Annotated in this window: 24 protein-coding genes and 1 riboswitch; of the genes, 14 read left to right on the top strand and 10 right to left on the bottom strand. The window is 71.3% G+C overall.

What is annotated here, in order from left to right; genetic code table 11:
- Window positions 1-265 precede the first annotated feature (265 nt).
- Entirely contained in the window at window positions 266-1,768 is a 1,503-nt protein-coding gene (locus tag QIS96_RS35455) for a M1 family metallopeptidase (RefSeq protein WP_408907313.1), read from the top strand.
- 6 nt (window positions 1,769-1,774) lie between these two features.
- Here the strand turns inward: QIS96_RS35455 and QIS96_RS35460 are convergent, their stop codons facing one another.
- A complete protein-coding gene (locus QIS96_RS35460; protein WP_282546975.1) occupies window positions 1,775-2,302 on the bottom strand; it encodes a GNAT family N-acetyltransferase in 528 nt (175 codons plus the stop codon).
- Window positions 2,303-2,615: 313 nt separating this feature from the next.
- Window positions 2,616-3,191, bottom strand: a complete 576-nt coding sequence (locus QIS96_RS35465; RefSeq protein ID WP_282546976.1) for a TerD family protein — start codon at window positions 3,189-3,191, stop codon at window positions 2,616-2,618.
- 201 nt (window positions 3,192-3,392) lie between these two features.
- Between QIS96_RS35465 and QIS96_RS35470 the strand changes: the two genes are divergently transcribed.
- The 4 genes from QIS96_RS35470 (at window position 3,393) to QIS96_RS35485 (ending at window position 7,790) form a co-directional block, all read left to right on the top strand.
- A complete protein-coding gene (locus QIS96_RS35470) occupies window positions 3,393-4,424 on the top strand; it encodes an ROK family protein (RefSeq protein ID WP_282546977.1) in 1,032 nt (343 codons plus the stop codon).
- Window positions 4,424-5,581, top strand: coding sequence for an N-acetylglucosamine-6-phosphate deacetylase (gene nagA / locus QIS96_RS35475; protein WP_282546978.1), 1,158 nt, complete (start codon window positions 4,424-4,426; stop codon window positions 5,579-5,581). The genes QIS96_RS35470 and nagA overlap by 1 nt, the downstream gene beginning before the upstream one ends.
- A 129-nt stretch (window positions 5,582-5,710) precedes the next feature.
- The gene (locus QIS96_RS35480) at window positions 5,711-6,640 is read left to right on the top strand and encodes a 1-phosphofructokinase family hexose kinase (protein ID WP_282546979.1); all 930 of its coding nucleotides are present in this window, start codon (window positions 5,711-5,713) and stop codon (window positions 6,638-6,640) included.
- Window positions 6,641-6,941: 301 nt separating this feature from the next.
- Complete coding sequence (locus QIS96_RS35485; RefSeq protein ID WP_282546980.1) at window positions 6,942-7,790, top strand: class II fructose-bisphosphate aldolase; 849 nt, start codon at window positions 6,942-6,944, stop codon at window positions 7,788-7,790.
- 12 nt (window positions 7,791-7,802) lie between these two features.
- Here the strand turns inward: QIS96_RS35485 and QIS96_RS35490 are convergent, their stop codons facing one another.
- Together QIS96_RS35490 and cdgB are read right to left on the bottom strand one after the other, a co-directional pair.
- Window positions 7,803-8,750, bottom strand: a complete 948-nt coding sequence (locus QIS96_RS35490; RefSeq protein ID WP_282546981.1) for a carbohydrate-binding protein — start codon at window positions 8,748-8,750, stop codon at window positions 7,803-7,805.
- 117 nt (window positions 8,751-8,867) lie between these two features.
- Window positions 8,868-10,595, bottom strand: coding sequence for a diguanylate cyclase CdgB (gene cdgB / locus QIS96_RS35495; protein WP_282546982.1), 1,728 nt, complete (start codon window positions 10,593-10,595; stop codon window positions 8,868-8,870).
- A 399-nt stretch (window positions 10,596-10,994) separates the two neighbouring features.
- On the opposite strand from cdgB, the gene QIS96_RS35500 reads away from it, so the two are divergent.
- Complete coding sequence (locus tag QIS96_RS35500; RefSeq protein ID WP_408907314.1) at window positions 10,995-11,504, top strand: flavin reductase family protein; 510 nt, start codon at window positions 10,995-10,997, stop codon at window positions 11,502-11,504.
- Between the two features lie 811 nt (window positions 11,505-12,315).
- On the opposite strand, the gene QIS96_RS35505 is transcribed toward QIS96_RS35500, so the two are convergent.
- Window positions 12,316-13,077 (bottom strand): GntR family transcriptional regulator, encoded by a 762-nt coding sequence (locus QIS96_RS35505; RefSeq protein WP_282546983.1) that lies wholly within the window; start codon window positions 13,075-13,077, stop codon window positions 12,316-12,318.
- Between the two features lie 176 nt (window positions 13,078-13,253).
- Between QIS96_RS35505 and QIS96_RS35510 the strand changes: the two genes are divergently transcribed.
- Entirely contained in the window at window positions 13,254-13,661 is a 408-nt protein-coding gene (locus QIS96_RS35510; RefSeq protein WP_282547008.1) for an ATP-binding protein, read from the top strand.
- On the opposite strand, the gene arfB is transcribed toward QIS96_RS35510, so the two are convergent.
- Both arfB and QIS96_RS35520 read right to left on the bottom strand, forming a co-directional pair.
- Complete coding sequence (arfB, locus tag QIS96_RS35515) at window positions 13,658-14,086, bottom strand: alternative ribosome rescue aminoacyl-tRNA hydrolase ArfB (protein ID WP_282546984.1); 429 nt, start codon at window positions 14,084-14,086, stop codon at window positions 13,658-13,660. The genes QIS96_RS35510 and arfB overlap by 4 nt on opposite strands.
- Window positions 14,087-14,183: 97 nt before the next feature.
- Window positions 14,184-15,083: an SIS domain-containing protein gene (locus QIS96_RS35520; protein WP_282546985.1), complete on the bottom strand. Its 900-nt coding sequence runs from the start codon at window positions 15,081-15,083 to the stop codon at window positions 14,184-14,186.
- Window positions 15,084-15,384: 301 nt separating this feature from the next.
- Here QIS96_RS35520 and QIS96_RS35525 point away from each other — a divergent pair, with 301 nt between their 5' ends.
- The 3 genes from QIS96_RS35525 to otsB all read left to right on the top strand — a co-directional run bounded on the left by QIS96_RS35525 (window position 15,385) and on the right by otsB (window position 18,261).
- Window positions 15,385-16,653 carry an ABC transporter substrate-binding protein gene (locus QIS96_RS35525; RefSeq protein ID WP_282546986.1) on the top strand — a complete coding sequence of 423 codons (1,269 nt, stop codon included), beginning with the start codon at window positions 15,385-15,387 and terminating at the stop codon, window positions 16,651-16,653.
- Window positions 16,654-16,717: 64 nt separating this feature from the next.
- Window positions 16,718-17,041, top strand: a complete 324-nt coding sequence (locus QIS96_RS35530; protein WP_282546987.1) for a DUF3263 domain-containing protein — start codon at window positions 16,718-16,720, stop codon at window positions 17,039-17,041.
- 362 nt (window positions 17,042-17,403) lie between these two features.
- The gene (otsB, locus tag QIS96_RS35535) at window positions 17,404-18,261 is read left to right on the top strand and encodes a trehalose-phosphatase (RefSeq protein ID WP_282546988.1); all 858 of its coding nucleotides are present in this window, start codon (window positions 17,404-17,406) and stop codon (window positions 18,259-18,261) included.
- 41 nt (window positions 18,262-18,302) lie between these two features.
- Here the strand turns inward: otsB and QIS96_RS35540 are convergent, their stop codons facing one another.
- Genes QIS96_RS35540 through QIS96_RS35550 form a run of 3 tightly spaced genes read right to left on the bottom strand, consistent with a single transcriptional unit; the run spans window position 18,303 to window position 20,929 of the window.
- Window positions 18,303-19,745 (bottom strand): alpha,alpha-trehalose-phosphate synthase (UDP-forming), encoded by a 1,443-nt coding sequence (locus QIS96_RS35540; RefSeq protein ID WP_282546989.1) that lies wholly within the window; start codon window positions 19,743-19,745, stop codon window positions 18,303-18,305.
- A 9-nt stretch (window positions 19,746-19,754) separates the two neighbouring features.
- Window positions 19,755-19,985, bottom strand: a complete 231-nt coding sequence (locus QIS96_RS35545; RefSeq protein ID WP_282546990.1) for a hypothetical protein — start codon at window positions 19,983-19,985, stop codon at window positions 19,755-19,757.
- Window positions 19,982-20,929, bottom strand: a complete 948-nt coding sequence (locus tag QIS96_RS35550) for a glucosyl-3-phosphoglycerate synthase (protein ID WP_282546991.1) — start codon at window positions 20,927-20,929, stop codon at window positions 19,982-19,984. The genes QIS96_RS35545 and QIS96_RS35550 overlap by 4 nt, the downstream gene beginning before the upstream one ends.
- A 133-nt stretch (window positions 20,930-21,062) precedes the next feature.
- A riboswitch (SAM riboswitch) is annotated at window positions 21,063-21,218 on the top strand.
- Window positions 21,219-21,236: 18 nt separating this feature from the next.
- Here QIS96_RS35550 and thrC point away from each other — a divergent pair.
- The 4 genes from thrC to groL all read left to right on the top strand — a co-directional run bounded on the left by thrC (window position 21,237) and on the right by groL (window position 25,491).
- Window positions 21,237-22,523, top strand: a complete 1,287-nt coding sequence (gene thrC / locus QIS96_RS35555; protein WP_282546992.1) for a threonine synthase — start codon at window positions 21,237-21,239, stop codon at window positions 22,521-22,523.
- 113 nt (window positions 22,524-22,636) lie between these two features.
- Entirely contained in the window at window positions 22,637-22,915 is a 279-nt protein-coding gene (locus QIS96_RS35560) for a MoaD/ThiS family protein (protein ID WP_282546993.1), read from the top strand.
- A gap of 428 nt (window positions 22,916-23,343) precedes the next feature.
- Window positions 23,344-23,547 carry a cold-shock protein gene (locus QIS96_RS35565; protein ID WP_005315736.1) on the top strand — a complete coding sequence of 68 codons (204 nt, stop codon included), beginning with the start codon at window positions 23,344-23,346 and terminating at the stop codon, window positions 23,545-23,547.
- A 321-nt stretch (window positions 23,548-23,868) separates the two neighbouring features.
- Window positions 23,869-25,491: a chaperonin GroEL gene (gene groL / locus QIS96_RS35570; RefSeq protein WP_282546994.1), complete on the top strand. Its 1,623-nt coding sequence runs from the start codon at window positions 23,869-23,871 to the stop codon at window positions 25,489-25,491.
- Window positions 25,492-25,524 lie beyond the last annotated feature (33 nt).

A 25,524-nucleotide genomic window follows, 5' to 3' on the forward strand; every position in this document is an offset into this window, starting at 1 on the left:
AGCAGGGAGGTACCCCCATCGCCGCACGCCCGAATCACCCAAGTACGTCCAGTACGAGGGAGATCCGGGCGCACGCCGAGAGCACGCACCAGACGCCGCGGCCTGATCCGCAAAGATCGGAGAGACGCCCCCTAGCCCACCACAGGCCGCCCCCTCCGCCGAACCGGCGCGAGGGGGCGGCCTGCTGTGTATCCGTGCAGGTGGGGAGGGTGTGGGGGGACGCCCAAAAGGACGTGCTTCGCGTACCGCCCATAAGATCGCCAATGTGATACGCCGACCACCGTCCGCCCCCCGCACCTCATCCCGTACGGGCACGACCCTCCGTACCGCCTCCCGTACGGCCTCCCGTACGGCCCCCGTCGTGCTCGCCGCCGTCCTCGTGCTCGCGGGCTGCACCGGGCCCGGGGTGCAGGGGACGCCGGGCGGCGCGGGGCTGCGGGACCCGTACTTCCCCGACCTGGGCAACGGCGGGTACGACGTCGAGCACTACGCCCTCGCCCTCGACTACGACCCGGACACGCGGCGGCTCGACGGCGAAGCGGTGATCACCGCGCGCGCCACCCAGGACCTGAGCGCCTTCAACCTCGACCTGCGGGGCCTCCAGGTCGCCTCCGTCACCGTCGAGGGCCGGGCGGCGCGCTTCAACCGGCAGCGCAGCGAGCTGACCGTACGGCCGCGGGACGATCTGCGGGAGGGCGAGACGTTCCGGGCGGTCGTCCGCTACTCCGGGGTGCCGCGCACCGTCACCGACGCGGACGGCGCGAAGGAGGGCTGGCTGCCCACCCCCGAGGGCGCCGTCGCCCTCGGCCAGCCGGTCGGCTCGATGGCCTGGTTCCCCGGCAACCACCACCCCTCCGACAAGGCCGCGTACGACATCGAGATCACCGTCCCGAAGGGCCTGCAGGCTTACTCCAACGGGGAGTTGACGCAGACGCGCGGCCATGGCGGCGTCACGACCTTCGGCTGGCACAGCGGTGAGCCGATGGCGAGCTACCTGGCGACCGTCGCGATCGGCGACTACGAGAGCGGCACGTCCCTGGTGAAGGGTGCGAGCCGCAAGGGCGGCCTTCCGGTGCGCACGGCTGCGGTGCCCGCCGAGGCCGAGGAGAGCGCGGATGCGCTGCGGCGCATCCCGGAGGTCGTGGAGTGGGCGGAGCGGCGCTTCGGCCCGTACCCGTTCTCCTCGGTCGGCGCGATCATCGAGGGGGACGGCGCCGCCGGGTACGCCCTGGAGACCCAGACCAAGCCGGTGTTCCCCGGCACCCCCGGCACACAGCTCCTCGTGCACGAGCTGGCCCACCAGTGGTTCGGCAACTCCGTGACGCCGAAGACCTGGCAGGACATGTGGCTCAACGAGGGCTTCGCCACGTACGCGGAGTGGCTGTGGAGCGAGGAGCACGGCGGCCGCACCGCCCAGCAGACCTTCGACCAGGTCTACGCGGGCAAGGGCGCGTACGTGACGAACGCCGTCGGCGGACCCGCGGAGGTCGAGGCCCTCTGGTCCACCCCGCCCGCGCGGCCGGGCGGCGCCGACACGATCTCCTCGGGGTCCGTCTACTACCGGGGCGCGATGGCCGTCCACAAGATCCGGCAGGCCGTGGGCGACGACCGTTTCTTCGCCCTCGTACGCGGCTGGACCGAGGACCGCCGCCACGGCAACGCCGACACCCGGGACTTCACGGCCTACGTGGAGCAGCGGTCCGGCAAGGACCTCGACGCGCTCTGGGACGCCTGGCTGTACGGCGAGGGCAAGCCGCCGAAGCCGTGAACTCGCTTACGCCGCAGGTGTGTTGAGCTCCTTGCGCATCAGCACGCACGGCCGCTTCTGCTCCAGGTCCTCGGCGTACCCGATGAGTTCGTAGTCCCGGTTGGTCCAGAACCAGCCCGCCTGGTCGTTGCCCTCCAGGATCGCCAGGCGCACGGCCTCGCGGCCCGCGGTGCGGAAACGGTCCTCGACGAGGTCCGCCAACTGCCGCCCGACACCGGTGCGGTGCAGCTTCGCGTCCACCAGGAGCAGACCGATCCACGGGTCCGGGTCCTCCGGGTTCGGGTGCTGCCCGAGCGTGATCGCGAGCCCGACGAGCCGGCCCTCGGAGCGGGCGAGCAGCACCTCGGCGGTGGGCCGCGCCAGCTCGTCCGCGAGGGCGGCGGCGACCTGCTCCTCGGTGATGTGCTCCGGGTCCGGGAAGTCCCCGCTGAACGCGAAGAACTCCCGGTTGGAGGCGTACAGTTCGGTCACTTCGGTGAGGACCGTGCCGGGGAGCGCGCCGTCGTCGTGGACCGGGATCGGTTCGAGGATCATGCGGGCAGGCTAGCCGCAGTTGCTTTTCGGGGTACGGGAAGGTCCGTTGAGGCTCCGGTTTCGTCGCCGGGTGCGGCCCGGTGGTCCGTCCTCGCGCAGTTCCCCGCGCCCCTGAAGGTCTGCGGTTGCGCCGCTGCCTTCTCGGGGAGAGCGCGGCGGAGCCGCAAGCTCTCAGGGGCGCGGGGAACTGCGCGACCAGCCCAGGACGGGCCGCACCCGGCAACGAAACCGACGCACCCCGGACCGTGGGGGGAGCCACGGGAAAGGGGCCCCGGTCCGACGACCAGAGCCCCTTGCCGCGCCGCGGCGAACCTCAGATGTTGACGCCGAAGTCCTGCGCGATGCCCGCGAGGCCGGACGCGTAACCCTGGCCGACCGCGCGGAACTTCCAGTCCGCGCCGTTGCGGTACAGCTCGCCGAAGACCATGGCGGTCTCGGTGGCGGCGTCCTCGGAGAGGTCGTAACGGGCGATCTCGGCGCCGCCGGCCTGGTTCACGATGCGGATGTACGCGTTGCGGACCTGGCCGAAGTTCTGCGAGCGGGACTCCGCGTCGTAGATCGAGACCGGGAAGACGATCTTGTCGACCTCGGCGGGCAGGCCCGCCAGGTTGACGTTGATCGCCTCGTCGTCGCCGGCGCCCTCGCCGGAGCGGTTGTCGCCGGTGTGGACGATGGTCTGGTCCGGCGACTGCTTGTTGTTGAAGAAGACGAAGTGGCCGTCCGTGAAGACCTTGCCGTCGGCCTTGACCGCGATCGCCGAGGCGTCCAGGTCGAAGTCGGTGCCGGTGGTCGTACGGACGTCCCAGCCGAGGCCCACCGTGACGGCGGTCAGGCCAGGCGCCTCCTTGGTGAGCGAGACGTTGCCGCCCTTGGACAGGCTTACAGCCATGGAAGTTCCCCTCTGAGTGCTGCGGTGCTACGGGCTACGTACCGAGGACGAAGCTACCGTCACCGGGTCTAACGCCGCCGGGGGACCATGAGGTTCCAGGTCTGCCGCAGGTTTCTGTGAACAGTTGGAACAGTTGGCCCGCGAAGTGGACTAGACCTTTCGCGGGGTGCGCGCCAGACTGGGCCCGTGAGAACTGGGCCCGTGAGACATGTCATCGCCCTCGACGTGGGCGGCACCGGAATGAAGGCCGCCCTGATCGCGGCCGACGGCACCTCCCTGCACGAGGCCCGCCGCGCCACCGGCCGGGAGCGCGGCCCCGAGGCCGTCGTCGAGTCGATCCTCGACTTCGCCGCCGAGCTGCGCGCGTACGGTGAGAAGCACTTCGGCGAGCCCGCGGCCGCGGCCGGGGTCGCCGTGCCCGGCATCGTCGACGCCGAGCGCGGCATCGCCGTCTACGCCGCCAACCTCGGCTGGCGCGACCTGCCGCTGCGCGAGCTGCTCGCCGCCCGCATCGGCGTCCCCGTCGCCCTCGGCCACGACGTCCGCACCGGCGGTCTCGCCGAGGGCCGGGTCGGGGCCGGGCAGGGCGCCGACCGGTTCCTGTTCCTGCCGCTCGGCACCGGGATCGCCGGGGCCATCGGCATCGACGGCCGGATCGAGCCCGGCGCGCACGGGTACGCGGGCGAGATCGGGCACATCGTGGTCCGCCCCGGCGGCCCGCTCTGCGGCTGCGGCCGGCGCGGCTGCCTGGAGCGGCTCGCCTCCGCCGCCGCCGTCAGCCGCGCCTGGGCGGAGGCGAGCGGCGACCCGGACGCGGACGCCGCGGACTGCGCCAAGGCCGTCGAGTCGGGGGACGAGCGGGCCCGCGCCGTCTGGCAGGACGCGATCGACGCGCTCGCCGACGGCCTGGTCACCGCGATCACCCTGCTCGACCCGCGCACGCTCATCATCGGTGGCGGCCTGGCCGAAGCGGGGGAAACCTTGTTCTCACCGCTGCGGGCCGCCGTCGAGCAGCGCGTCACGTTCCAGCGGCTGCCCGCCGTCGTCCCCGCCGCGCTCGGGGACACCGCGGGCTGCCTGGGCGCGGGCCTGCTCGCCTGGGACCTGCTCGCCACCCGCGTACCCCACCCGACCGAACCCACAGACCCGACCGAACCCACAGACCCGACCGAACCCACAGACCCGACCGAACCCACAGACCCGACCGGACCGTCCTCGGAGGTAACCGCCTGATGGCAGCACGCAAGGTACTCACCGGCGCCCGGGTGGTGCTGCCCACCGGCACCGTCGCCGACGGCCGGGTCATCGTCGACGAGCACGGCCGGATCGCCGGACACGCGCAGGAGAACGACGCCGCCGTCGACCTGAGCGGCCACTGGGTCGTGCCCGGCTTCGTGGACATGCACAACCACGGCGGCGGCGGCGCCTCGTTCACCTCCGGCACCGAGGAGGACGTCCTCAGGGGCGTGCGCACGCACCGCGAGCACGGCACCACCACCCTCGTCGCCTCCACCGTCACCGGCGAGCTCGACTTCCTCGCGGAGCGCGCCGGGTTCCTCGCCGACCTGGCCGAGCAGGGCGAGATCGCGGGCATCCACTTCGAGGGCCCGTTCATCTCGCCGTGCCGCAAGGGCGCGCACAGCGAGGACCTCCTCCGCGACCCGGACCCGGCCGACGTGCGCAAGCTCATCGACGCCGCGCGCGGCCAGGCCCGCATGCTCACCCTCGCCCCCGAACTCCCCGGCGGCATCGACTCCGTACGCCTCCTCGCGGAGCACGGCGTGCTCGCCGCCGTCGGCCACACCGACGGGACGTACGAGCAGACCCTGGCGGCGATCGACGCGGGCGCGACCGTCGCCACGCACCTCTACAACGCGATGCCCGGCCTCGGCCACCGCGCGCCCGGCCCGATCGCCGCACTCCTGGAGGACGAGCGGGTCACCGTCGAGCTGATCGACGACGGCACGCACCTCCACCCGGCCGCCTTCCAACTGGCCTTCCACCACGCGGGCGCGGGCCGGGTCGCGCTGATCACGGACGCCATGGACGCGGCGGGCTTCGGCGACGGCCGGTACATGCTCGGCCCCCTGGAGGTCGAGGTGAAGGCCAGCGTCGCCCGCCTGGTCGACGGCGGCTCCATCGCAGGCTCCACCCTCACCCTGGACCGCGCCTTCAAGCGCGCCGCGACCGTCGACCGCCTCCCCGTCGAGGACGTCGTCCGCGCCATCTCCGCCAACCCGGCCAAGCTCCTCGGCGTGTACGACCGAGTCGGCTCCCTCGAACCCGGCAAGGACGCCGACCTGGTCGTCCTCGACGAGAACTTCGACCTGCGGGGCGTGATGCGCAAGGGGGAGTGGGTGGTTGCCCCCGGAGCGCCGCAACTGGGCTGATTTGCCCACCCCTTGAGGCGCGCGCGGTTGCCCCGGAGGCCGGAAGAACCTCTAGGCCAACCGCCGCGCGCCTGGCATGATCGGGCCCCGGCACGCGCACGTACGTACGACTTCCGGGGGGAGGCACACGTGATCCTCACGGTCACGCTCAACACCGCCCTGGACATCACCTACCGCGTCCCGCGCCTCACCCCGCACGCCTCGCACCGCGTCGGCGAGGTCACCGAACGGCCCGGCGGCAAGGGCCTGAACGTGGCCAGGGTGCTCGCCGCGCTGGGCCGGTCCGTCACCGTCACCGGCTTCGCCGGGGGCGCCACCGGGGCCGCGCTGCGCGCCCAGCTCGCCGAGGCGTCGAGGGTCCGGGACGAGCTGCTCGACGTGGCCGGCCCGACCCGCCGTACCGTCGCCGTCGTCGACGAGCGCACCGGCGACACCACCCAGCTGAACGAGCCGGGCCCGCTGATCAGCTCCGCCGAGTGGGCCCGATTCCGCACCTCCTACGAGGAGTTGCTCGACTCGGCCGACGCGGTCGCCCTGTGCGGCAGCCTGCCGCCCGGCGTGCCCGTCGGCGCGTACGCCCAGCTGGTCCGGGCCGCCCGCGCCGCGCAGGTCCCCGTACTCCTGGACACCAGCGGCGAACCGCTGCGCCGGGGCATCGCCGCCCGCCCGGACGTGGTCAAGCCCAACGCCGACGAACTGGCCGAACTCACCGGCTCCCACGAGCCGTTGCGCGCCACCCGGGACGCCCGCCGCCGCGGCGCCCACGCCGTCGTCGCCTCCCTCGGCGCGGACGGCCTCCTCGCCGCCACCCCGGACGGCGCCTGGCAGGCCGCCCCACCCGCCCCGGTGCGCGGCAACCCGACGGGCGCGGGGGACTCGGCGGTGGCGGGACTGCTCGCGGGCCTGGTCGACGCCACCCCTTGGCCACGCCGCCTGACCCACGCGGTGGCCCTCTCGGCGGCCACCGTACTGGCCCCGGTGGCAGGCGAGTTCGACGCGGCGGCGTACGAGGACTTCCTGGCCAAGGTGTCGGTGCAGGAGCGGGCCAGTGCGGCGTAACCGGCGCCTGCGGCGGGCCTTGTTCCCCACCCCGCCTCTTCCCGAACCGGGGCTCCGCCCCAGACCCCGCTCCTCAAACGCCGGAGGGGCTGGATTTAGCCCCGGCGGGGGGCTGGTTTTTAAGGGGCGCGGGGAACTGCGCGACCAGCCACGACGCCGCGGCAGCCGAAGAACGCAGCGCCGCAGCCACGCGGCGGCAGCCGCATATCGGACACAGTCGGGAAGGGGCGGGTAGGGGACAGATCCCTGACCGTACGAGCGACGTAACCGCAACCACTCGGCACAACTCAAGGGGCGCCCGATGCCAGTCGTCAGCACCGCCGAACTAGTAACCGAGGCAAAAGCAGCGCGCAGCGCAGTCGCCGCCTTCAACGTCATCACGCTGGAACACGCAGAGGCCATCGCCGCAGGCGCGGAGCGGGCCGGCCGCCCGGCCGTGCTCCAACTCTCCGAGAACGCCGTGAAGTTCCACGGCAACCGCCTCGCCCCCATCGCCGCAGCCGCCGCCGCCGTCGCCCGCGCCTCCACCGCCCGCCTCGCCCTGCACCTGGACCATGTCACGGAGGTGGACCTGCTGCGCGCCGCCCACCCCGAGGGCATCAGCTCGGTGATGTTCGACGCGTCGAAACTGTCGTACGCCGACAACGTCAAGTCGACGGCGGACGCGGTGCGTTGGGGGCACGAGCGGGGCATCTGGATCGAGGCCGAGCTGGGCCGGGTCGGCGGCAAGGAGGGCGAGCCCCCGCTGGACGCGCACGCCCCGGGCGTACGGACGGACCCGGGCGAGGCCGCCGCGTACGTCGCCGACACCGGCGTGGACGCCCTGGCCGTCGCCGTGGGCTCCTCGCACGCGATGACGGAGCGCACGGCCGCCCTGGACCACGAGTTGATCGCTCGGCTGCGGGACGCGGTCCCCGTACCGCTGGTGCTGCACGGCTCAAGTGGCGTACCGGACAAGGAGATCCGGCAGGCCGTCGCCGCGGGCATGGTCAAGATCAATGTGGGCACGGCGCTCAACACGGCGTTCACGGGCGCCGCCCGCGCCTTCCTGGAGGCCGACCGGGCGACGGTCGACCCCCGGAAATACCTCGCCCCCGCTCGCGAGGCGATGACGGGGACGGTGGCGCACTTCCTGGGGCTGCTGCCCTGAGCCGAGGGAGGGTCAGGAACCGGCGGGCTCCAGCCACACCCGGTCGAGGTTGGCGTTGCACTTGTTGCCCTCGGCGCAGGCGATCTCCACGACGTTGCTGCCCTTGGTCAGGGTGACCGGGGCCCACGTGGACTGCCAGCCCTTCTCCCAGTCGCCCTTGGGGGAGCCGATGAAGTTCTTCATGCCGAGGGGCTGGGTGTTGGGCTTGCCGTTGACGACGAGGGTGGCGTCGGCGTCCTCGCCCGGGATGCCGTAGCGGACCCGGAGCTTGTACTCGCCGGCCTTCTTCATCGGGAACGTCCAAGTGACCTTGGCGCCCACGGTGTTGAAGCCCGTGACGTACACCCCGCCGTCCGCCTCCGCGCCGGGCACGTCCTCGGCGGGGGCGAGCCCGGAGGTGAAGGTCAGCGCCTTCGCGTCCTCCTTCGGCAGCTCCACCTTCTCGGCGTCCTCGGACGGCTCGGTCTTCGGCTCCTCGCCCTGGCCGCCGTCGGCCCCGGCCGTCTGGCCCGAACCGGCCTGGTCGGAGCCGGAGTTCGGGTCGTCGTCGCTGTTGCTGAGCATGGCCGCGCCGATGCCGACGACGACCGCGGCGACCACCGCGATCGCGCCGATCAGCAGGCCCTTGGTGTTGGGGCCGCGACCGCCGCGCCCGTCGCCGGGAGGCGGCTGCCTGCGGGAGCCCTGGCCGCCCTGGCCGCCGGGCAGCGTCTCGGGCGCCGCGTAGTGCGCGTTCTGCTGCGGCACCTGCGCGCCCGCGCCCGCGCCGGCGCCCTGCTGAGCCTGCTGCCCGTACTGCCGCTCGCCGACGGTGCGGACCTGCTGGAACGAGGAGCTGCGCGCGGGGTAGCCGTAACCGCCGCCGGGCGGGGTCGCGCCGGCCGCCTGACCGTCGGCGTAGAGATAGCCGAACGGGTCGTCGTCCTCGGGCGTGCTCGCGCCGTTGTTGCCGGCCGTCATCCCTCGGTCACTCCTCATGCATTCGAGTACGGGCCACAGGTGTCCAATTGGGCGAGCCTACACGTGCGGGCCGGCCCCGAAAGGCGACGAATCTCTCCCCGCCTCGCTGACCTGCGGTTATCCGGCCCGCCTGTGCTGTTTGGCACGAGAACGTTTCTCGATGTACATCCGCTGGTCCGCGGATTGCAGCACTTCCTCCGCGGACATCCCGCAGTGCGCCCAGCCGATCCCGAAGCTCGCGCCGACCCGCACGGCCCGCCCGTCGACCCGGATCGGCGGGATGATCGCGTTCCGCAGCCGGACGGCGAGGTCCGCGGCGTCGGCCCGGCCGAGCCCGTCGGCGAGGACCACGAACTCGTCGCCGCCGAGCCGGGCCACGGTGTCCCCGTCCCGTACGCCGCTGGTCAGCCTGCGCGCGACCTCGATGAGGACGGCGTCGCCGGTGTGGTGCCCGAAGCGGTCGTTGATCGACTTGAAGCCGTCGAGGTCGCAGAAGAGGACGGCGAGTCCCTTCGTCCCGTCGTCGGTGTCGCCCTCGGGCGCGACGGTGTGCACATGGTGGTCGAAGGCCTCGATGCCGTGCGGCATGCTCGCGCCGGGGTAGGAGGCGCCGTGCCCGTTGCTGTCGTACGCGTCGTGGCTCTCGTACCTGTCGGGCATCGCGTACCCCTCGGGGACGGCGAAGCCCTCGGGGGTCTCGTACGCGGGCAGCGAGCCGTACGCCGCGTCCAGGGCGTGGGCGTTCTCCTGCGGGCCCTCCTTGCGCCGGCACAGGCGGGCGGCGAGGCGGGAGCGCAGCTCGGCGGAGTTGGGGAGTCCGGTGAGGGAGTCGTGCGAGGCGCGGTGCGCGAGCTGCAGTTCGCGGCGCTTGCGCTCCTCGATGTCCTCGACGTGCGTGAGCAGGAACCGCGGCCCGTCGGCGGCGTCCGCGACGACGGAGTTCCGCAGCGAGACCCAGAGGTACGTGCCGTCGCGCCGCCCGAGCCGCAGTTCGGCCCGGCCGCCCTCGGCGGAGGTACGGAGCAGCGTGCCGATGTCCTCGGGGTGCACGAGGTCGGAGAACGAGTAGCGGCGCATCGCGGCGGCGGGCCGTCCGAGGAGCCGGCACAGCGCGTCGTTCGTGCGCAGGATCCGGCCGTGCTGGTCGCCGCCCATCTCGGCGATGGCCATGCCGGAAGGCGCGTACTCGAAGGCTTGGCGGAACGACTCTTCACTGGCCCTGAGGGCCTGCTGCTCGCGCTCAAGGCGGACCAGGGCGCGCTGCATGTTTGCTCGAAGGCGGGCGTTACTGATTGCAATGGCGGCCTGCGAGGCGTACATCTGCAGCGCCTCGCGCCCCCACGCGCCGGGATGCCTGCCGTTGCGCGGCCGGTCCACGGAGATGACGCCGAGGAGCTCGCCGCCGGTCGCTCCGCTCGTGTACATCGGGGCGTAGAGGCGGTCCAGGGGGTGCCACTCGTCCTCGAAGCGCGGCTCGGGGCCGTCGGTGTGCCACTGCGGCACGTCGTCCTCGATGAGCGTCCAGCCCTCGCTGTGCGGGATGAAGCGGAGCGCGCCCCAGTCCTGGCCCATCGCGAGCCGGCGCTCCCAGGAGTCCCTGGAGCCGACGCGTCCGGTGATCAGGGCCTCGGCGGCGGCACTGCCTGCGAAGGCGGCGACGACGAGGTCTCCGTCGGGGCGTACGAGATTGACGCACGCGAGCTCGTACCCGAGTCCTTGGACCACACCGTCGGCGACGGTCTGCAGGGTGTCGGCGAGGCTGCGCGCCGTGTTCAGCTCCGCGACCACCTGGTGCAGCTGCCGCAGGGTCGCAAGACGGACGTAAGGCTCCGACTCGGTCTCCATGCTCGCTCTCCCCGAGACCTCGACAGCAACTCCTGGATTCGTGGTGCCCTTAGTGTCTGATTGCCTCCGATTACCTCCGCCACTGAATCACAGCGAGCTGCTCACTCGGTACACAGGGTCAACAAAATATGGACCCTGTGACTCAAGTCACAAGCGACGTGAAGGGGCGGGGGCCGTGAGGTGGATCTCCGCGTACGTTTCCTGAACGCAAAGCTCTTGGCTGGGGCATCTTTCCGGCCGCGCGCCGGGGGCGTGTTGAGAGGTGCACTCGGGGCGCAACCGGAGTGTACGGGTCCGGACCTAGGTCGTACGTCCCGGCCGGGGGGCCGATGTGGCCGGCGGGGGTCCGGGGCTAGCGTCTTGGTCGTGTCCACCGTGCTGAAGTCTCATCCTGTCAAGGTGAGCAACGAAGAGTTCCGTGCCGCCATGTCCCGGCTCGCCGCAGGCGTCGTCCTCGTCACCGCGCGGGAGGACGAGCTCGGCGAGGGCGGCCCGAGGGCGGAGGACGTCGGCATGACGGCGACGGCCTTCATGTCCGTCTCCCTCGACCCGCCGCTGGTCCTGGTCAGCCTCCGTGAGGGCTCACGCATGGACGATCTCCTTGCGGAGCAGCCGCGTTGGGGTGTCTCGGTCCTGTCCGAGAGTCAGCGCCACATCGCGGGCCGCTTCGCGATGAAGGGCCGCATCAGCGACCGGCTCCTCTTCGAGGACATCCCGTACGTACGGGGCACGGAGTCCGACGCCCCCCTGATCGGCGGCGCGCTCGCGACCCTGGAGTGCGAGACCCAACAGCGAGTGGAGGCGGGCGACCACACCCTCGTCGTGGGCCACGTCCTCACGGCAACCGTCCCGAGCGCGGAGGGCGGACCGCTGCTGTACTTCAAGGGGCGGTACCGGCAGATGGGTTGAGGGATTCCGGGGGTACGGCGGGCCGGCCGGGGCGCGGCCAGCCGGCCAGGGCACGACCAGCCGGTCGCCGCGGCCCGCCCCCGCAGCCCCTCTCCCACCCACCCGCCCCCACCTAGTCCGGGGGAGCAGGCACCCAGCACCCCAGGCGTGACCATTCCCCCACCCGCACACAGGGCACTCGGCCCCGACCAGCTAGCTGTTGACCTCAGCCCAGGGGAGCCGCCGCAACCGGCCACACGCAACGTCGACCGCCCGCCCAGCCCGTCTCCGACCCCTCACCCGCCCCGGCTTGTCCGGGGGTTCGGCGCTCGGCGCGTCCCCGTGGCGGGGCGTGCTGGCTTCCGGCGTCGGGCTACGGGGCTCAACCGGCAATGAGGAGGGCCGAGGTGGACCGCTGGTGCGCCTAATGCGAGCCGCCCGCCGCCCACTCTCGGGGATCGGATGTCCTGTGTCACCAGCGAGCGCCATGCAGGGGCGCGGCCGGGGGGTCGCTCACTGCTGCCCAACGAGCAGGGATGTTCGGTCTGCAAGGGGGCAAGTCGCCTGCCATCTGCGGGCGACGGTCCTGCAGGCGGTAACTCGGCCTATTGCAAGCCTCGCCGACGCCTAAGGGGCGGCTGTGGAGCCACGAGCGCGCGCCCCGTTGTGCCGAGGTTGCGACGCCGGAAGCCTGAATCCGGGCAAGGCGGGGCGGGTGGGTGGGAGTGGGGTTGAGCGGGCGGTCGGCCGGCAACCCGCGAGTCCGGTCAGGATTCGGTATGACACTGTGTGTCATCACTTCTGGAGAGTCGACGGTGGCCATGCGGCTCGCCTATGCGTCGAACTCGTACTCCAAGACGTACGCCGACGAGTCCAGGACCATGTCGTTGACCTCGACCGCGCGGCCGTCCTCCGCGAAGGCGGTGCGGCAGATGAGGGTGACCGGAGTGCCCGGCGTCAGGCCGAGCCCTGCGGTCTCCTCCGCGTTCGGCATGCGGGAGCGGATCTCCTCGCGGAAGTGGACCGGCTTGTGGCCGATCTCGTCGAGGCGGGCGTAGATGCCGCCGGGTCCGGTGTCCGGCTGTGTGATCGCCGTTCCGGCAACGAGCTCGGCGTCGAGATAGGAGGTGGCGAACAGGACGGGGCGCCCGTCGAGGAGGAACCTTCGGCGCCGCACGCAGACCGGTGCCTCGGCCGGGGTGTCAAGGGTGGCGGCGACGCCTTTTGGCGCGGGCTCTTCCATCACGGAGACCGAATCGACCTCCAGGCTCCGGTCGTCGATGTCCGCGGACCACACGGACTTCCCCTGTGCCCACAGGTTCAGTGAGAGCCGCTGTACGCCGCGTCGCCGGATGACCACCTCGTATTGGCGCACAAAGATGCCGGCACCCTTGCGGGCCTCGATCAGCCCTTCCGATCGAAGGGTCGCCAGAGCCTGCCGCGCGGTCATGCGCGCAACCTCGTAGGTGGCCATGAGGTCGTTCTCGCCGGGGATTCGCTGCCCGGGTGTGTACGTACCGGCTGCGATGGCGGCCTTCAAGTCGGCGGCGATTCGCTGGTACTTGGGCTGTCGGCCGACGGTCCGCCTGTTCATATGCAGCTCTCCCGATCGTTCTGGCCATCGTATGCGCGTGCCCTGTGACGCGGTGCTGGCCAAGGAGATCACGCCTCTATCTCTAGAGAATGTTTGACGCGCATGCCGAAGGTGCGCTTCACTCATTCTCTAGAGATAAGTACTCGCTCAGTGGAGGCTCCTTGCTGCCCACGCACATGGTCGAAGTCAGCCAACGACTACCTCGTACACCTCGCAGCGCGACGCGCGCGCGAGCGCTCCTCCGTGAGCAGCTCACCGAGTGGGGGATCAAGGGCGAACTCATGGACACCGCAGAGCTGTTGCTCTCCGAGCTGGTCGCCAACGCGGTGCAACACGCGCCCGTCCCCGCAGGGCGGGACATCGGGTTACGGGTCGGGCTCCGGAATGGCCGCGTGGTGCGGATCGAGGTGTCCGACGCGGGGGACGGGCGACCCGTGCCCCGGCAGGCTGGGCCTGAGGACGAGCAGGGGCGGGGGCTCGCTCTCGTCGGAGCGTTAGCCGATCGGTGGGGCTGCTCTCCGCGTCCGTACGGTATCGGGAAGGCCGTGTGGGTCGAGCTTGAACTGCCCGGGGGCGGGCCCTAGCCCCAGTCTCGGCCCGAGCGGTCGCGCTTCCGTTCCGAGCGGGCCTTCTTCTCGCGGAGGCGGCGTTCGTTGATGCCTCGGGGGATCTTCGTCGCGCGGCGTGGGCGGGGCGGTGGGGCGGTGGCCTCGGCCAACAGGGACGCCATGCGGGTCGCGGCCAGCTCGCGGTTGCGCCACTGCGAGCGGTGGTCGGAGGCGCGGACCGCGAGCACGCCGTCCACGAGGCGGGGCGCCAGGCGTTCGAGGGCGCGGGACTTCCAGACCTCGGGGAGGGACTGCGTCTTGGCGAGGTCGAACCTCAACTCCACCTGCGAGTCGGAGGTGTTGACGTGCTGGCCGCCGGGGCCGGACGAGCGGGAGAAACGCCACATGAGCTCGGCCTCCGGCAGGAGGACCGAGCCGCGGATGACGTAGGGCCCAGGCATGCCCCCATCCTCGCGCGTCCCGACCCTCCCCGTCACCCCGATAAATCAGGCGAGCACATCAGGCGAGCGAACCAGGCGAGCGAACCAGGTGAGCGGCTCACGCCAGGATCACGCTGCGCGTCAGGTTGCGCGGGCGGTCCGGGTCGTAGCCCTTGGACTCCGCGAGGGCCACCGCGAGCCGCTGGGCGCGGATCAGGTCGGCCAGCGGGTCGGTCTCCTGGCGGGCGACGAGGTGGCCGCCGACCCGGTCCACGTCACCGGCGAGCCCCTCCGGCAGCGTGCCGAACATCCACGCCACCCGGCCGGGCCCGGTGATGGAGATGGGGCCGTGGCGGTACTCCATCGCCGGGTACGACTCCGTCCACGCGCCCGCCGCCTCACGCATCTTGAGGCCCGCCTCCAGGGCGAGCCCGTACGTCCAGCCGCGGCCGAGGAACGTCCACTGCTCCGCGCCGAGCACCGCCTCCGGGAGGGGTTCGGTGACCGCGAGCTCCGCGTCCACCGCGGCCTCGGCGACCGGCTTCACGCCGAGCGCCGACAGATCCCCGAGCCCGGCCCGCAGGAACGCGAGCGCGGTCGTGGCGAAGCGGGTCTGGACGACCGACTCCTCGTCCGCGAAGTCCAGGACGGCGACCGAGTCCGCGGCCTCCATGACCGGGGTCTTCGGGTCGGCGGTGAGCGCCGTGGTCGGAACGGAGCCCCGCAGGGAGGTGAGGAGTTCAAGCACCTCCGTCGTCGTACCGGAGCGGGTGATCGCCACGACCCGGTCGTACGCGCGGCCCGCCGGGAACTCGGACGAGGCGAAGGCGTCCGTCTCGCCCTGCCCGGCGGCCTCGCGCAGCGCGGCGTAGGCGATGGCCATGAACCAGGACGTGCCGCAGCCGGTGACGGCGACCCGCTCGCCCGGTCGCGGCAGCCCGTCGAAGGCGGCCGCGGCGTCCGCCGCTCGGCGCCAGCAGGAGGGCTGGGTGGCTATTTCTGCTGCGGTGCGTGACATGTGCGGCGGCTCCTCGACGAGCGGTCGGAACGTATTCGGCAGAACGTGCGGAACGTACTCGGCAGAACGTGCGGAACGTACTCGGCAGAACGTGACGTGCATAGCAGCCCTCCGGCCTGCGCGGCAACGGTGGCCGGTGGGCGCCGTTGCCGAAGCGAGACCTGAGTGGTGTAGACCTTGTGTGGTGTAGACCTTACGGGCGAACGCCGGGGAAATCCCCGGAAACGATCACGTACGGCGACGCCGGAAGCAGAGACGACGGAACAGAACGGCAAGGGTGGGAATCGGCGTGCAGCGGCGCATGACTGGTCTGACAGGTCTGACGGCGGCGCTGGCCGCACTCGGCATGACGGCGACGCTCGCCGGCTGCGGCGCGAGCGTCGCCTCCGACGACACCGTCACCCTGAAGATGGTCGCCGCCGACTACGGCGACAGCCCGGCCAACAGCACCCAGAAGTACTGGGACGAGGTAACTGCCGCGTTCGAGAAGAAGAACCCCGGCATCGAGGTCGACGTCGACGTCCGTTCCTGGAGCGAGGTGGACGCCGCCGTCGCGGCCATGGTGAAGAAGGGCGACGCCCCCGACATCGCGCAGATCGGGGCGTACGCCGACTACGCCGCGCAGGGCAAGCTCTACAGCGCCGACGACCTGCTCTCCATCCCCGTACAGGCCGACTTCCTGCCCGCGCTCTCGCAGGCGGGCGAGCTGAGGCGGGTGCAGTACGGGATGCCCTTCGCGTCCTCGACGCGGCTGCTCTTCTACAACAAGGACCTCTTCGCGCAGGCCGGCGTCACCGGCGCCCCGCAGAGCTGGACCGAACTCGCCGCGGACGCACGGAAGTTGAAGGCGGCGGGCGTGAAGTACCCGTTCGCGCTGCCCCTCGGCCGGGAGGAGGCGCCCGCGGAGACGCTGATGTGGCTGCTCAGCGGCGGCGACGGCTACACCGACAACGTCGGCACGTATACCCTCGACTCCGAGGCGAACATCAAGACGTTCAAGTGGCTGCGCGACGACCTCGTCGGCGAGGGCCTCACCGGCCCGACCGCGCCTGGCGAACTCGACCGGCAGGACGCCTTCAACGCGTTCTCGCGCGGCGAGGTCGGCATGCTCAACGGCCACCCGACGCTGATGAAGCAGGCCGCGAAGAAGGGCGTCGAGTACGGGATGGTCCCGCTGCCCGGCGTCAACGGCAAGGCCAAGGCCACCATGGGCGTCGCCGACTGGATGATGGGCTTCAAGCAGCACGGCCACAAGGCGGAGATCGGCAAGTTCCTCGACTTCGTCTACGCCGACGAGAACGTCCTGGAGTTCTCCGACCGCTACGACATCCTGCCCGTCACCTCGTCCGCCTCCGACGCGATGGCCGAGGACCCGAAGTACAAGCACCTGCGGGAGTTCCTGGAGGAGCTGCCGAACTCGGAGCTGTACCCGGTGGGCAAGACGTCCTGGGCGCAGGTCAGCGCGGCCGTCAAGCAGCGGATCGGCAAGGCCGTGGAGCGTGACGGCGACCCGGCGGCGATTCTGCAGCGGCTGCAGAACGAGGCGGTCGCGGCGGAGTCGGCGGAGTAGTGGCTGTCGCGGTGAGGGCGACGGTGGGGGTGGCGGTGTCGGCGTACGCGCTTACGGTTTCTTCATGAGCCCCGCCGCACCCGACCAGCCCGATCCCGGCCCCGGCCCCGGCCCCGGCCCCGAGCCCGAGCGCGAGCGCGGTCCCGAGCCGAGCGCTGACAGCTTGGAGTTGTCCGAGCGGGATCGGGCGGTGCTTGCGCTGGAGCGGAAGGGGTGGGCTTCGCGTGGGGTGAAGGAGCGTGCGATACGTGAGCAGCTCGGCATATCCCCGGCCCGCTACTACCAGGTCCTGAACGCCCTCCTCGACGATCCCCTGGCCCTCGCCCACGACCCGGTCACGATCAACCGCCTCCGCCGCATCCGCGAGTCCCGCCGCGCCCGCCGCTGACGGCGCGCGCTGCGCTTTCTTCTTCCCCTCCCCGCCCCTTCCCGGCTGTGCCTGATATGCGGCTGCCGCCGCGTGGCTGCGGCAGCTTCGGGGCTCCGCCCCGGACCCCTCCCCCAAGCTCTCGGCTGCGCTCGAGCAGGGGGACCCCCATCTCAAACGCCGAAGGGGCTGGATTTGCCCCCGATAGGGGCGCGGGGAACTGCGCGACCAGCCACGATGGCGCCGCAGCCGAAAGACAGCAGGGTCCGGGGGCGCAGCCCCCGAAGCCGTCCGCCAGGACTTTCGGGAAGGGGCGGGGAGGGGAGATTCGACGGTGCCCGAGTCGACGGTGCGGCACCCAAGCAGATGGATAGGCTCGGCCCATGGGTACCCGCACCCCCGCCGACGACCTCCCGGTCCCCGTGACCCCCGCCGGGCGGGAAGGCCTCGCCGCGCTCCGCGCCCGCCCCTCCCGCGCGCTGGTCGCCCTCGACTTCGACGGCACGCTCGCCGAGATCGTCGCCGACCCGGAGCAGGCCAGAGCCCACCCCGACGCCGTGCCCGCGCTCGCCGCCCTCGCCCCGAGGCTCGCCTCCGTCGCCGTGGTGACGGGCCGGCCCGCCGGGGTCGCCGTGCGGTACGGCGGGTTCGCGGGCGTCGCGGGCCTGGAGCACCTGGTCGTGCTCGGGCACTACGGCGCGGAGCGCTGGGACGCGGTGACCGGCACGGTGCAGGCCCCCGAACCGCCCCCGGGCGTGGCCGGCGCACGGGCCGAACTCCCCGGATTCCTGGACGCGTTGGGCCTCTGGCAGGGCACCTGGCTGGAGGAGAAGGGCCGCGCCGTCGCCGTGCACACGCGCCGCGCCGACGACCCGCAGGCCGCCTTCGACGCGCTCCGCGGCCCGCTCGCCGAACTGGCCGCCCGGCACGGCCTGATCACCGAGCCCGGCCGCTATGTGATCGAGCTGCGCCCGCCCGGCATGGACAAGGGCCTGGCCCTGGCGGCGTACGCGCGCGAGGTGGGCGCGGAGTCCGTCCTGTACGCGGGCGACGACCTGGGCGACCTGCCTGCGTACGCGGCCGTGGAGAAGCTGCGCTCGGACGGGGTGCCGGGGGTCCTGGTGTGCAGCGGCAGCACGGAGGTCGAGGAGCTGACGGACCGCGCGGACCTGGTCGTGGACGGCCCGCAGGGAGTGGTCCACCTCCTCACACAACTGGCCGAGGCACTCAACCCGAGCTGAACCCCAGCCCCGCCCTGCCCCAGCCCCGCTACCTCAGCCCCCTACCCCAGCGCAGCCAACTGCTCCAGGAACCACCGTCCCGGCGGCAGCGCCGTTCCCGCCGCGGCCAGCCGCTCCGTGCGGGCGCGCCGTTCCTTCTCCGGCATCGTCAACCCCTCGTGCAGCGCGGCAGCGGTCCCCACCACGTCGTACGGATTGACCGCGAGCGCGTCCGCGCCGAGCTCCTCGAAGGCTCCGGCCTCGCGGGACAGGACGAGCGCGCAGCCTTCGTCGGAGACGACCGGGACCTCCTTGGCGACCAGGTTCATGCCGTCCCTGATCGGGTTGACGAGGGCCACGTCCGCGAGCCGGTACGCGGCGAGCGAGCGCGCGAAGTCGTCCTCGACATGCAGGATCACCGGGGTCCAACCGGGCGTCCTGTAGCGGGAGTTGATCTCCTCGGCGACGCGGGACACCTCGGCCGTGTAGTCGCGGTAGACGGCCAGGTCCTGGCGCGAGGGGTAGGCGAACGCGAGGTGCACGACGCGCTCGCGCCACTCGGGCCGCTCGGCGAGCAGCAGCTCGTACGCGCGCAGTCCGCGCACGATGTTCTTGGACAGCTCGGTGCGGTCGACGCGCACCACCGTCTTCCGGCCCGCGCCCCCGATCTGCTCGCGCAGCGCCGCGATCCGCTCGGCCACGTCGGCGCGGTGCGCTCGCTCGCGCAGGAACTCCGCGTCCGCGCCGAGGCCGTGCACGCCGACCCGGGTGGCGCCGACGCCGCCGACGAGCGCGTCGCAGCAGGTGGTGAACGCGTCGGCCCAGCGGCGGGTCAGGAAGGCGAGCCGGTCCGCGCCGAGCATGCCCTGCAGGAGCTGCTCGGCGATGTCGTCGGGCAGCATCCGGAAGTAGTCGACGGGCGCCCACGGGGTGTGCGAGAAGTGCCCGATGCGCAGGTCGTCGCGGAGCGCGCGCAGCATGCCGGGGACGAGGGCCAGGTGGTAGTCCTGCACGAGCACCGCGGCGCCGGGCGCGGCCTCGGCGGCGAGGGCCTCGGCGAAGGCCCGGTTGTACTGCTCGTACGCGGCCCACTGGCGCCGGAACTCCCGGTCGAAGGAGGGTTCCAGGGGCGTCTGGTACAGCATGTGGTGCACGAACCAGAGCACCGAGTTGGCGATCCCGTTGTACGCGTCGGCGTGCACCTCGGCGTCGATGTCGAGCATCCGCACGCCCGGTTCGCCCGCCCGTCGCCCGCCACCGCCACTGTTCAGAGGGGCCTTCGGCCCCGCCCCTACGATTCCGCGCCGCACCGCCTCCCGGTCGCCCTCGCCGAGCGCCGCGCACACCCACAGGGCACCGGCCTCGGGCCCGATCGCGGAGAGCCCGGAGACGAGTCCGCCGCCGCCGCGCCGTGCGTCGAGGCCCCCGTCCTGCCGTACGGAGTAGCTGACCGGGCCGCGGTTGGAGGCGACGAGGATCGGGGCTGCGGAGCGCTCGGTGGCCATGACGCGAACCTAGCCCGAGCCGTCCGCGGGCAAACGTACGGCCGGACCCGTGCGGGCCCGGCCGTACCCCGAAGGAGGTGTTGGCGATGCCGATGTGCGGCACGTACCGCGGCGGCTCGGGCGCCTCCTGGTGGCGACGCCCGCGGTGTCGCAGCGCTTGATCTGGTTGCGGCCGAACTCGTACGTGCCGTCGTTGCCGCCCCGGAAGAGGCGGGCGTACGCGAGATTGCCCCCGCTCACGCCACGCGGCGGTCCCGGTACTCCTCGACCTCCGCCATCGGCGGCCGCTCCTCCGTGTCCACCTCGTGCGTACGCGGCTCGAAGCCCTCCTCGCCCCGCTCGAACTGGGTGAGCCGCGGCCGTACGAGATGTCCGCGCGCGAGCCGCAGCTGCGCCGTGCGGTAGATCGCCGCCGCCATCCGCCCGAGCGCTCGGCCGTCCTGGTGTCGGTGCAGGCGCACCCCGACGTCGACCTGCGCGAGCGCGTCCAGGCCCACGGTGTGCAGCGAGTCCACGAGCAGCCCGAGCTCCACCCCGTACCCGACGGGGAACGGCAGCTGCTCCAGGAGCGAGCGCCTGGCCGCGTACTCACCGCCCAACGGCTGGACGAATCCGGCCAGTTGGGGCCAGTGCAGATTGAGCAGCGGCCGCGCCACCAGCTCCGTGACCCGGCCGCCCTGCCCGGCCGTCTCGCCGAGCGGCCGGTCGTACATCGCCTTCACGAACTGCACCTCGGGGTCGGTCAGGAGCGGGCCGACGATCCCGGTGACGAAGTCCGCCGAGAACTCCCTGAGGTCGGCGTCGACGAAGCACACCACGTCACCGCCGGTCACGAGCAGCGACCGCCACAGCACCTCGCCCTTGCCGGGCACCGCGGGCAGCCGCGGAAGTATCGCGTCCCGGTGCACCACCCGAGCCCCGGCCGCCGCCGCCACCTCGGACGTACGGTCCGTGGAGCCCGAGTCGATCACCACCAGCTCGTCGACCAGCGGGACCTCGGGAGTCATCAGCTCGCGGCGGATCACCGACACGATCGCGCCGACCGTCGCCTCCTCGTTCAGCGCGGGCAGCACCACGCTGACCTTGCTGCCGGAGCGCGCCTTCGCGGCGAGGATCCGCTCCAGCGGGCGGTCGGCCACGGACCAGGAGCGCCTCTTCAGCCAGCGCTCCACCTCTTCGAGCACGTCGGTCTCTCCTCGGTCTGTGATCCATCTCGCGGTTCGGACGACTATCTCAACAGTGAGGGCCGTCAGTTACAGTCTTGAACAACGCGAGGGGCCACCGCATGCCGGGGGTGCCTCGCCGACAACCGAATACCGCTCATCCAGAGGGGCAGAGGGATACGGCCCGTTGAAGCCCCGGCAACCCTCCAGCCGGTCTCGTAGGACACCGCAACTGTCCATCGCGAGGCTCCCGGCTAGGGAAGGTGCCAAATCCGTCTCGTGGCGAAGTGCGTCGCGAGGAAGATGAGGAGAAAGGGCCTCGCCTCTCATGGCTGTTAACACCACCGAAGCCACCACCACCTCCGTGGACCTCGGCCCCGCGTCGGGCCTCTCCTGCCGCGAGTGCGGTGAGCGCTTCCCCCTCGGCCCGATCTTCGCCTGCGAGCTCTGTTTCGGCCCCCTCGAAGTCGCGTACGACCTGCCGCTCGGTGACCCGGAGGCCCTGCGTAAGCAGATCGAGGCCGGCCCGGACAACATCTGGCGGTACGCACCGCTGCTGCCCGTCCCCGCCGACGTGGCGACCAAGCCGAACCTCAACCCCGGCTGGACCAAGCTCGTCAAGGCCGACAACCTGGCCCGTGAACTCGGCGTCACCGGCGGCCTGTTCATTAAGGACGACTCCGGCAACCCGACGCACTCCTTCAAGGACCGCGTCGTCGCCCAGGCCCTCGAAGCGGCCCGCGCCTTCGGCTTCACCACGCTCTCCTGCTCCTCCACGGGCAACCTCGCCGGCGCCGTCGGCGCTGCGGCCGCCCGCGCCGGCTTCCGCTCCTGCGTGTTCATCCCGCACGACCTGGAGCAGGGCAAGGTCGTCATGGCCGCGGTCTACGGCGGCGAGCTCGTCGGCATCGAGGGCAACTACGACGACGTCAACCGCTTCTGCTCCGAGCTCATCGGCGACCCGCTCGGCGAGGGCTGGGGCTTCGTCAACGTGAACTTGCGGCCGTACTACGGCGAGGGCTCCAAGACGCTCGCGTACGAGATCTGCGAGCAGCTCGGCTGGCAGCTGCCCGACCAGCTGGTCATCCCGATCGCCTCCGGCTCCCAGCTCACGAAGATCGACAAGGGCCTGCAGGAGCTGATCAAGCTCGGCCTCGTCGAGGACAAGCCGTACAAGATCTTCGGCGCCCAGGCCGAGGGCTGCTCGCCGGTCTCCACGGCCTTCAAGAACGGCCACGACGTGGTCCGCCCGCAGAAGCCGAACACCATCGCCAAGTCCCTCGCGATCGGCAACCCGGCCGACGGCCCGTACGTCCTGGACATCGCCCGGCGCACCGGCGGCGCGGTGGAGGACGTCAACGACGAGCAGGTCGTCGACGCGATCAAGCTGCTCGCGCGTACGGAGGGCATCTTCGCGGAGACTGCGGGCGGTGTGACGGTGGGCGTCACGCGCAAGCTGATCGAGTCCGGTGCGCTGGACCCGTCCCTGACCACCGTGGTGCTCAACACGGGTGACGGGCTCAAGACGCTCGACGCTGTCGCTGAGACTTCGCAGGCCACGGCGACCATCAAGCCTTCGCTTGACGCGTTCCGTGAGGCGGGTCTTGCAGGCTAGTCGCCGTAGGGCTTGATGTCCGCGGCCGGCTGCCGGCCGTCTGTGGCTGGTCGCGCAGTTCCCCGCGCCCCTGGAGGGGCGCCCCACAACCGTTACTTCAGAGGTGAGAGTTCATGAGCGTCAACGTCCGCATCCCCACCATCCTGCGTACCTACACCGGCGGTCAGTCCGAGGTCGCCGCCGAGGGTGCGACCCTCTCCGAGGTCATCGCCGACCTGGAGAAGAACCACGCGGGCATCGCCGCGCGCGTCCTGGACGACCAGGGCAAGCTGCGCCGCTTCGTGAACGTGTACGTGAACGACGACGACGTCCGCTTCGAGCAGGGTCTGGAGACCGCCACCCCGGACGGCGCGGGCGTCTCGATCATCCCGGCCGTCGCCGGCGGTTGCTGACCGCGACCCTTTACGCAGGAACCATGCAGAATTGCCCTCTCCGCCGGAAGCGGAGGGGGCAATTCTGCATGGTTGGCCGCGATAGAGTTGGGAATGCTGTTCCGCTTTTGAGCGCCGCGCTTGCCCGGCGCATATGAGAACTCCCGGATTCGCCGCCGACTTGCGGCCGAAGAGCTCCCGTAATTCGCACGCTTTGTTCCTTTCGCCCGGTCCGACTTGTTCTGTGATCCGGCGAATCCTCCCCGTTCAGCCGCTCGGCCGCGCCCAGATTTCTCGTCGAATTGACCTGTTGCAGACGGCAGTTGGGCAGATACATTCAGCGGCGGTCGACGCGTTCCGGCGCACGCCCCCACCTGTCGGGGGGTGAGGTCTGACCCGGATCCGCGAAGTGCGGATCTGTGCAAGGGCCAGTAATAGGGGAGTTAGGCATGGCTCAGGGCACCGTCAAGTGGTTCAACGCGGAGAAGGGGTACGGCTTCATCGCGGTCGACGGTGGTGCGGATGTTTTCGTCCACTACAGCGCGATTCAGATGGACGGCTACCGCACCCTTGAAGAAGGTCAGCGAGTGGAGTTCGAGATCTCGCAGGGCCAGAAGGGTCCGCAGGCGGACATGGTCAAGCTCGCCGTCTGATCCAGGCGCGATCGGCCACCGACGCACTCACGCCGAGGGGTCCGCATCCCAACAGGGATGCGGACCCCTCGTGCGTGCGCGTACGCACGGGGTCCTGGCTGAGGGGTGCCGCCGGATCCTGGGAGGCGCTTGCACTCGTAGGGGGCGAGTGCTAATCATTGGCGTTAGCACTCTGAAGGTGAGAGTGACAGAACTTGGATCGGGTCGGTGAGGTCCGGGAGCCGGGTGGGGCAAGGAACCACAAGGCTCGCAGGCCGTCCGTCGCGGGCACCAGCACGGTCCGTTTGCGTTTCCACCCCCTGTCCGGGAGGACCACTTCACATGGCCAAGATCATCGCGTTCGACGAGGAGGCACGGCGCGGCCTCGAGCGCGGCATGAACCAGCTCGCCGACGCCGTCAAGGTGACCCTGGGCCCCAAGGGTCGCAACGTCGTCCTCGAGAAGAAGTGGGGCGCCCCCACGATCACCAACGATGGTGTGTCCATCGCCAAGGAGATCGAGCTCGAGGACCCGTACGAGAAGATCGGCGCCGAGCTGGTCAAGGAGGTCGCGAAGAAGACGGACGACGTCGCCGGTGACGGCACGACGACCGCGACCGTCCTCGCCCAGGCGCTGGTCCGCGAGGGCCTGCGCAACGTGGCCGCCGGTGCCAACCCGATGGCCCTGAAGCGCGGTATCGAGAAGGCCGTCGAGGCCGTCTCCGCCGCCCTGCTCGACCAGGCCAAGGAGGTCGAGACCAAGGAGCAGATCGCCTCCACCGCCTCCATCTCCGCCGCCGACTCGCAGATCGGCGAGCTCATCGCCGAGGCGATGGACAAGGTCGGCAAGGAAGGCGTCATCACCGTCGAGGAGTCCCAGACCTTCGGTCTGGAGCTGGAGCTCACCGAGGGTATGCGCTTCGACAAGGGCTACATCTCGGCGTACTTCGCCACCGACATGGAGCGTATGGAGGCCGTCCTCGACGACCCGTACATCCTCATCGCCAACTCGAAGATCGGCTCCGTCAAGGACCTGATCCCGCTCCTCGAGAAGGTCATGCAGTCCGGCAAGCCGCTGCTGATCATCGCCGAGGACGTCGAGGGCGAGGCCCTGTCGACCCTGGTCGTCAACAAGATCAAGGGCACCTTCAAGTCCGTCGCCGTCAAGGCCCCGGGCTTCGGTGACCGCCGCAAGGCGATGCTGAACGACATCGCGATCCTCACCGGCGGCGAGGTGATCTCCGAGGAGGTCGGCCTCAAGCTGGAGAACGCCACCGTCGACCTGCTCGGCCGCGCCCGCAAGGTCGTCATCACCAAGGACGAGACCACCATCGTCGACGGTGCCGGCGACAGCGACCAGGTCAACGGCCGCGTGAACCAGATCCGCGCCGAGATCGAGCAGTCGGACTCCGACTACGACCGCGAGAAGCTCCAGGAGCGCCTCGCGAAGCTGGCCGGCGGCGTGGCCGTCATCAAGGCCGGCGCCGCGACCGAGGTCGAGCTCAAGGAGCGCAAGCACCGCATCGAGGACGCCGTTCGCAACGCGAAGGCGGCCGTCGAGGAGGGCATCGTCGCCGGCGGTGGCGTCGCCCTGCTGCAGGCCTCCGCGGTCTTCGAGAAGCTGGAGCTCGACGGTGACGAGGCGACCGGCGCCAACGCCGTGAAGCTCGCCCTGGAGGCCCCGCTCAAGCAGATCGCCGTCAACGGTGGTCTCGAGGGTGGCGTCGTCGTCGAGAAGGTGCGCAACCTGACCGTCGGCCACGGCCTGAACGCCGCGACGGGTGAGTACGTCGACATGATCGCCGAGGGCATCATCGACCCGGCGAAGGTGACCCGCTCTGCCCTGCAGAACGCGTCCTCCATCGCCGCGCTGTTCCTCACCACCGAGGCCGTCATCGCGGACAAGCCGGAGAAGGCCGGCGCGGCCGCTCCGGGCGGCATGCCGGGCGGTGACATGGACTTCTGATCGACCTCTGGTTGATCAACCTGTCCTGACCGA

Origin of the sequence: Streptomyces cavernicola (genome assembly GCF_029968035.1) — a bacterium.
GTDB classification, from domain to species: Bacteria; Actinomycetota; Actinomycetes; order Streptomycetales; family Streptomycetaceae; genus Streptomyces; species Streptomyces cavernicola.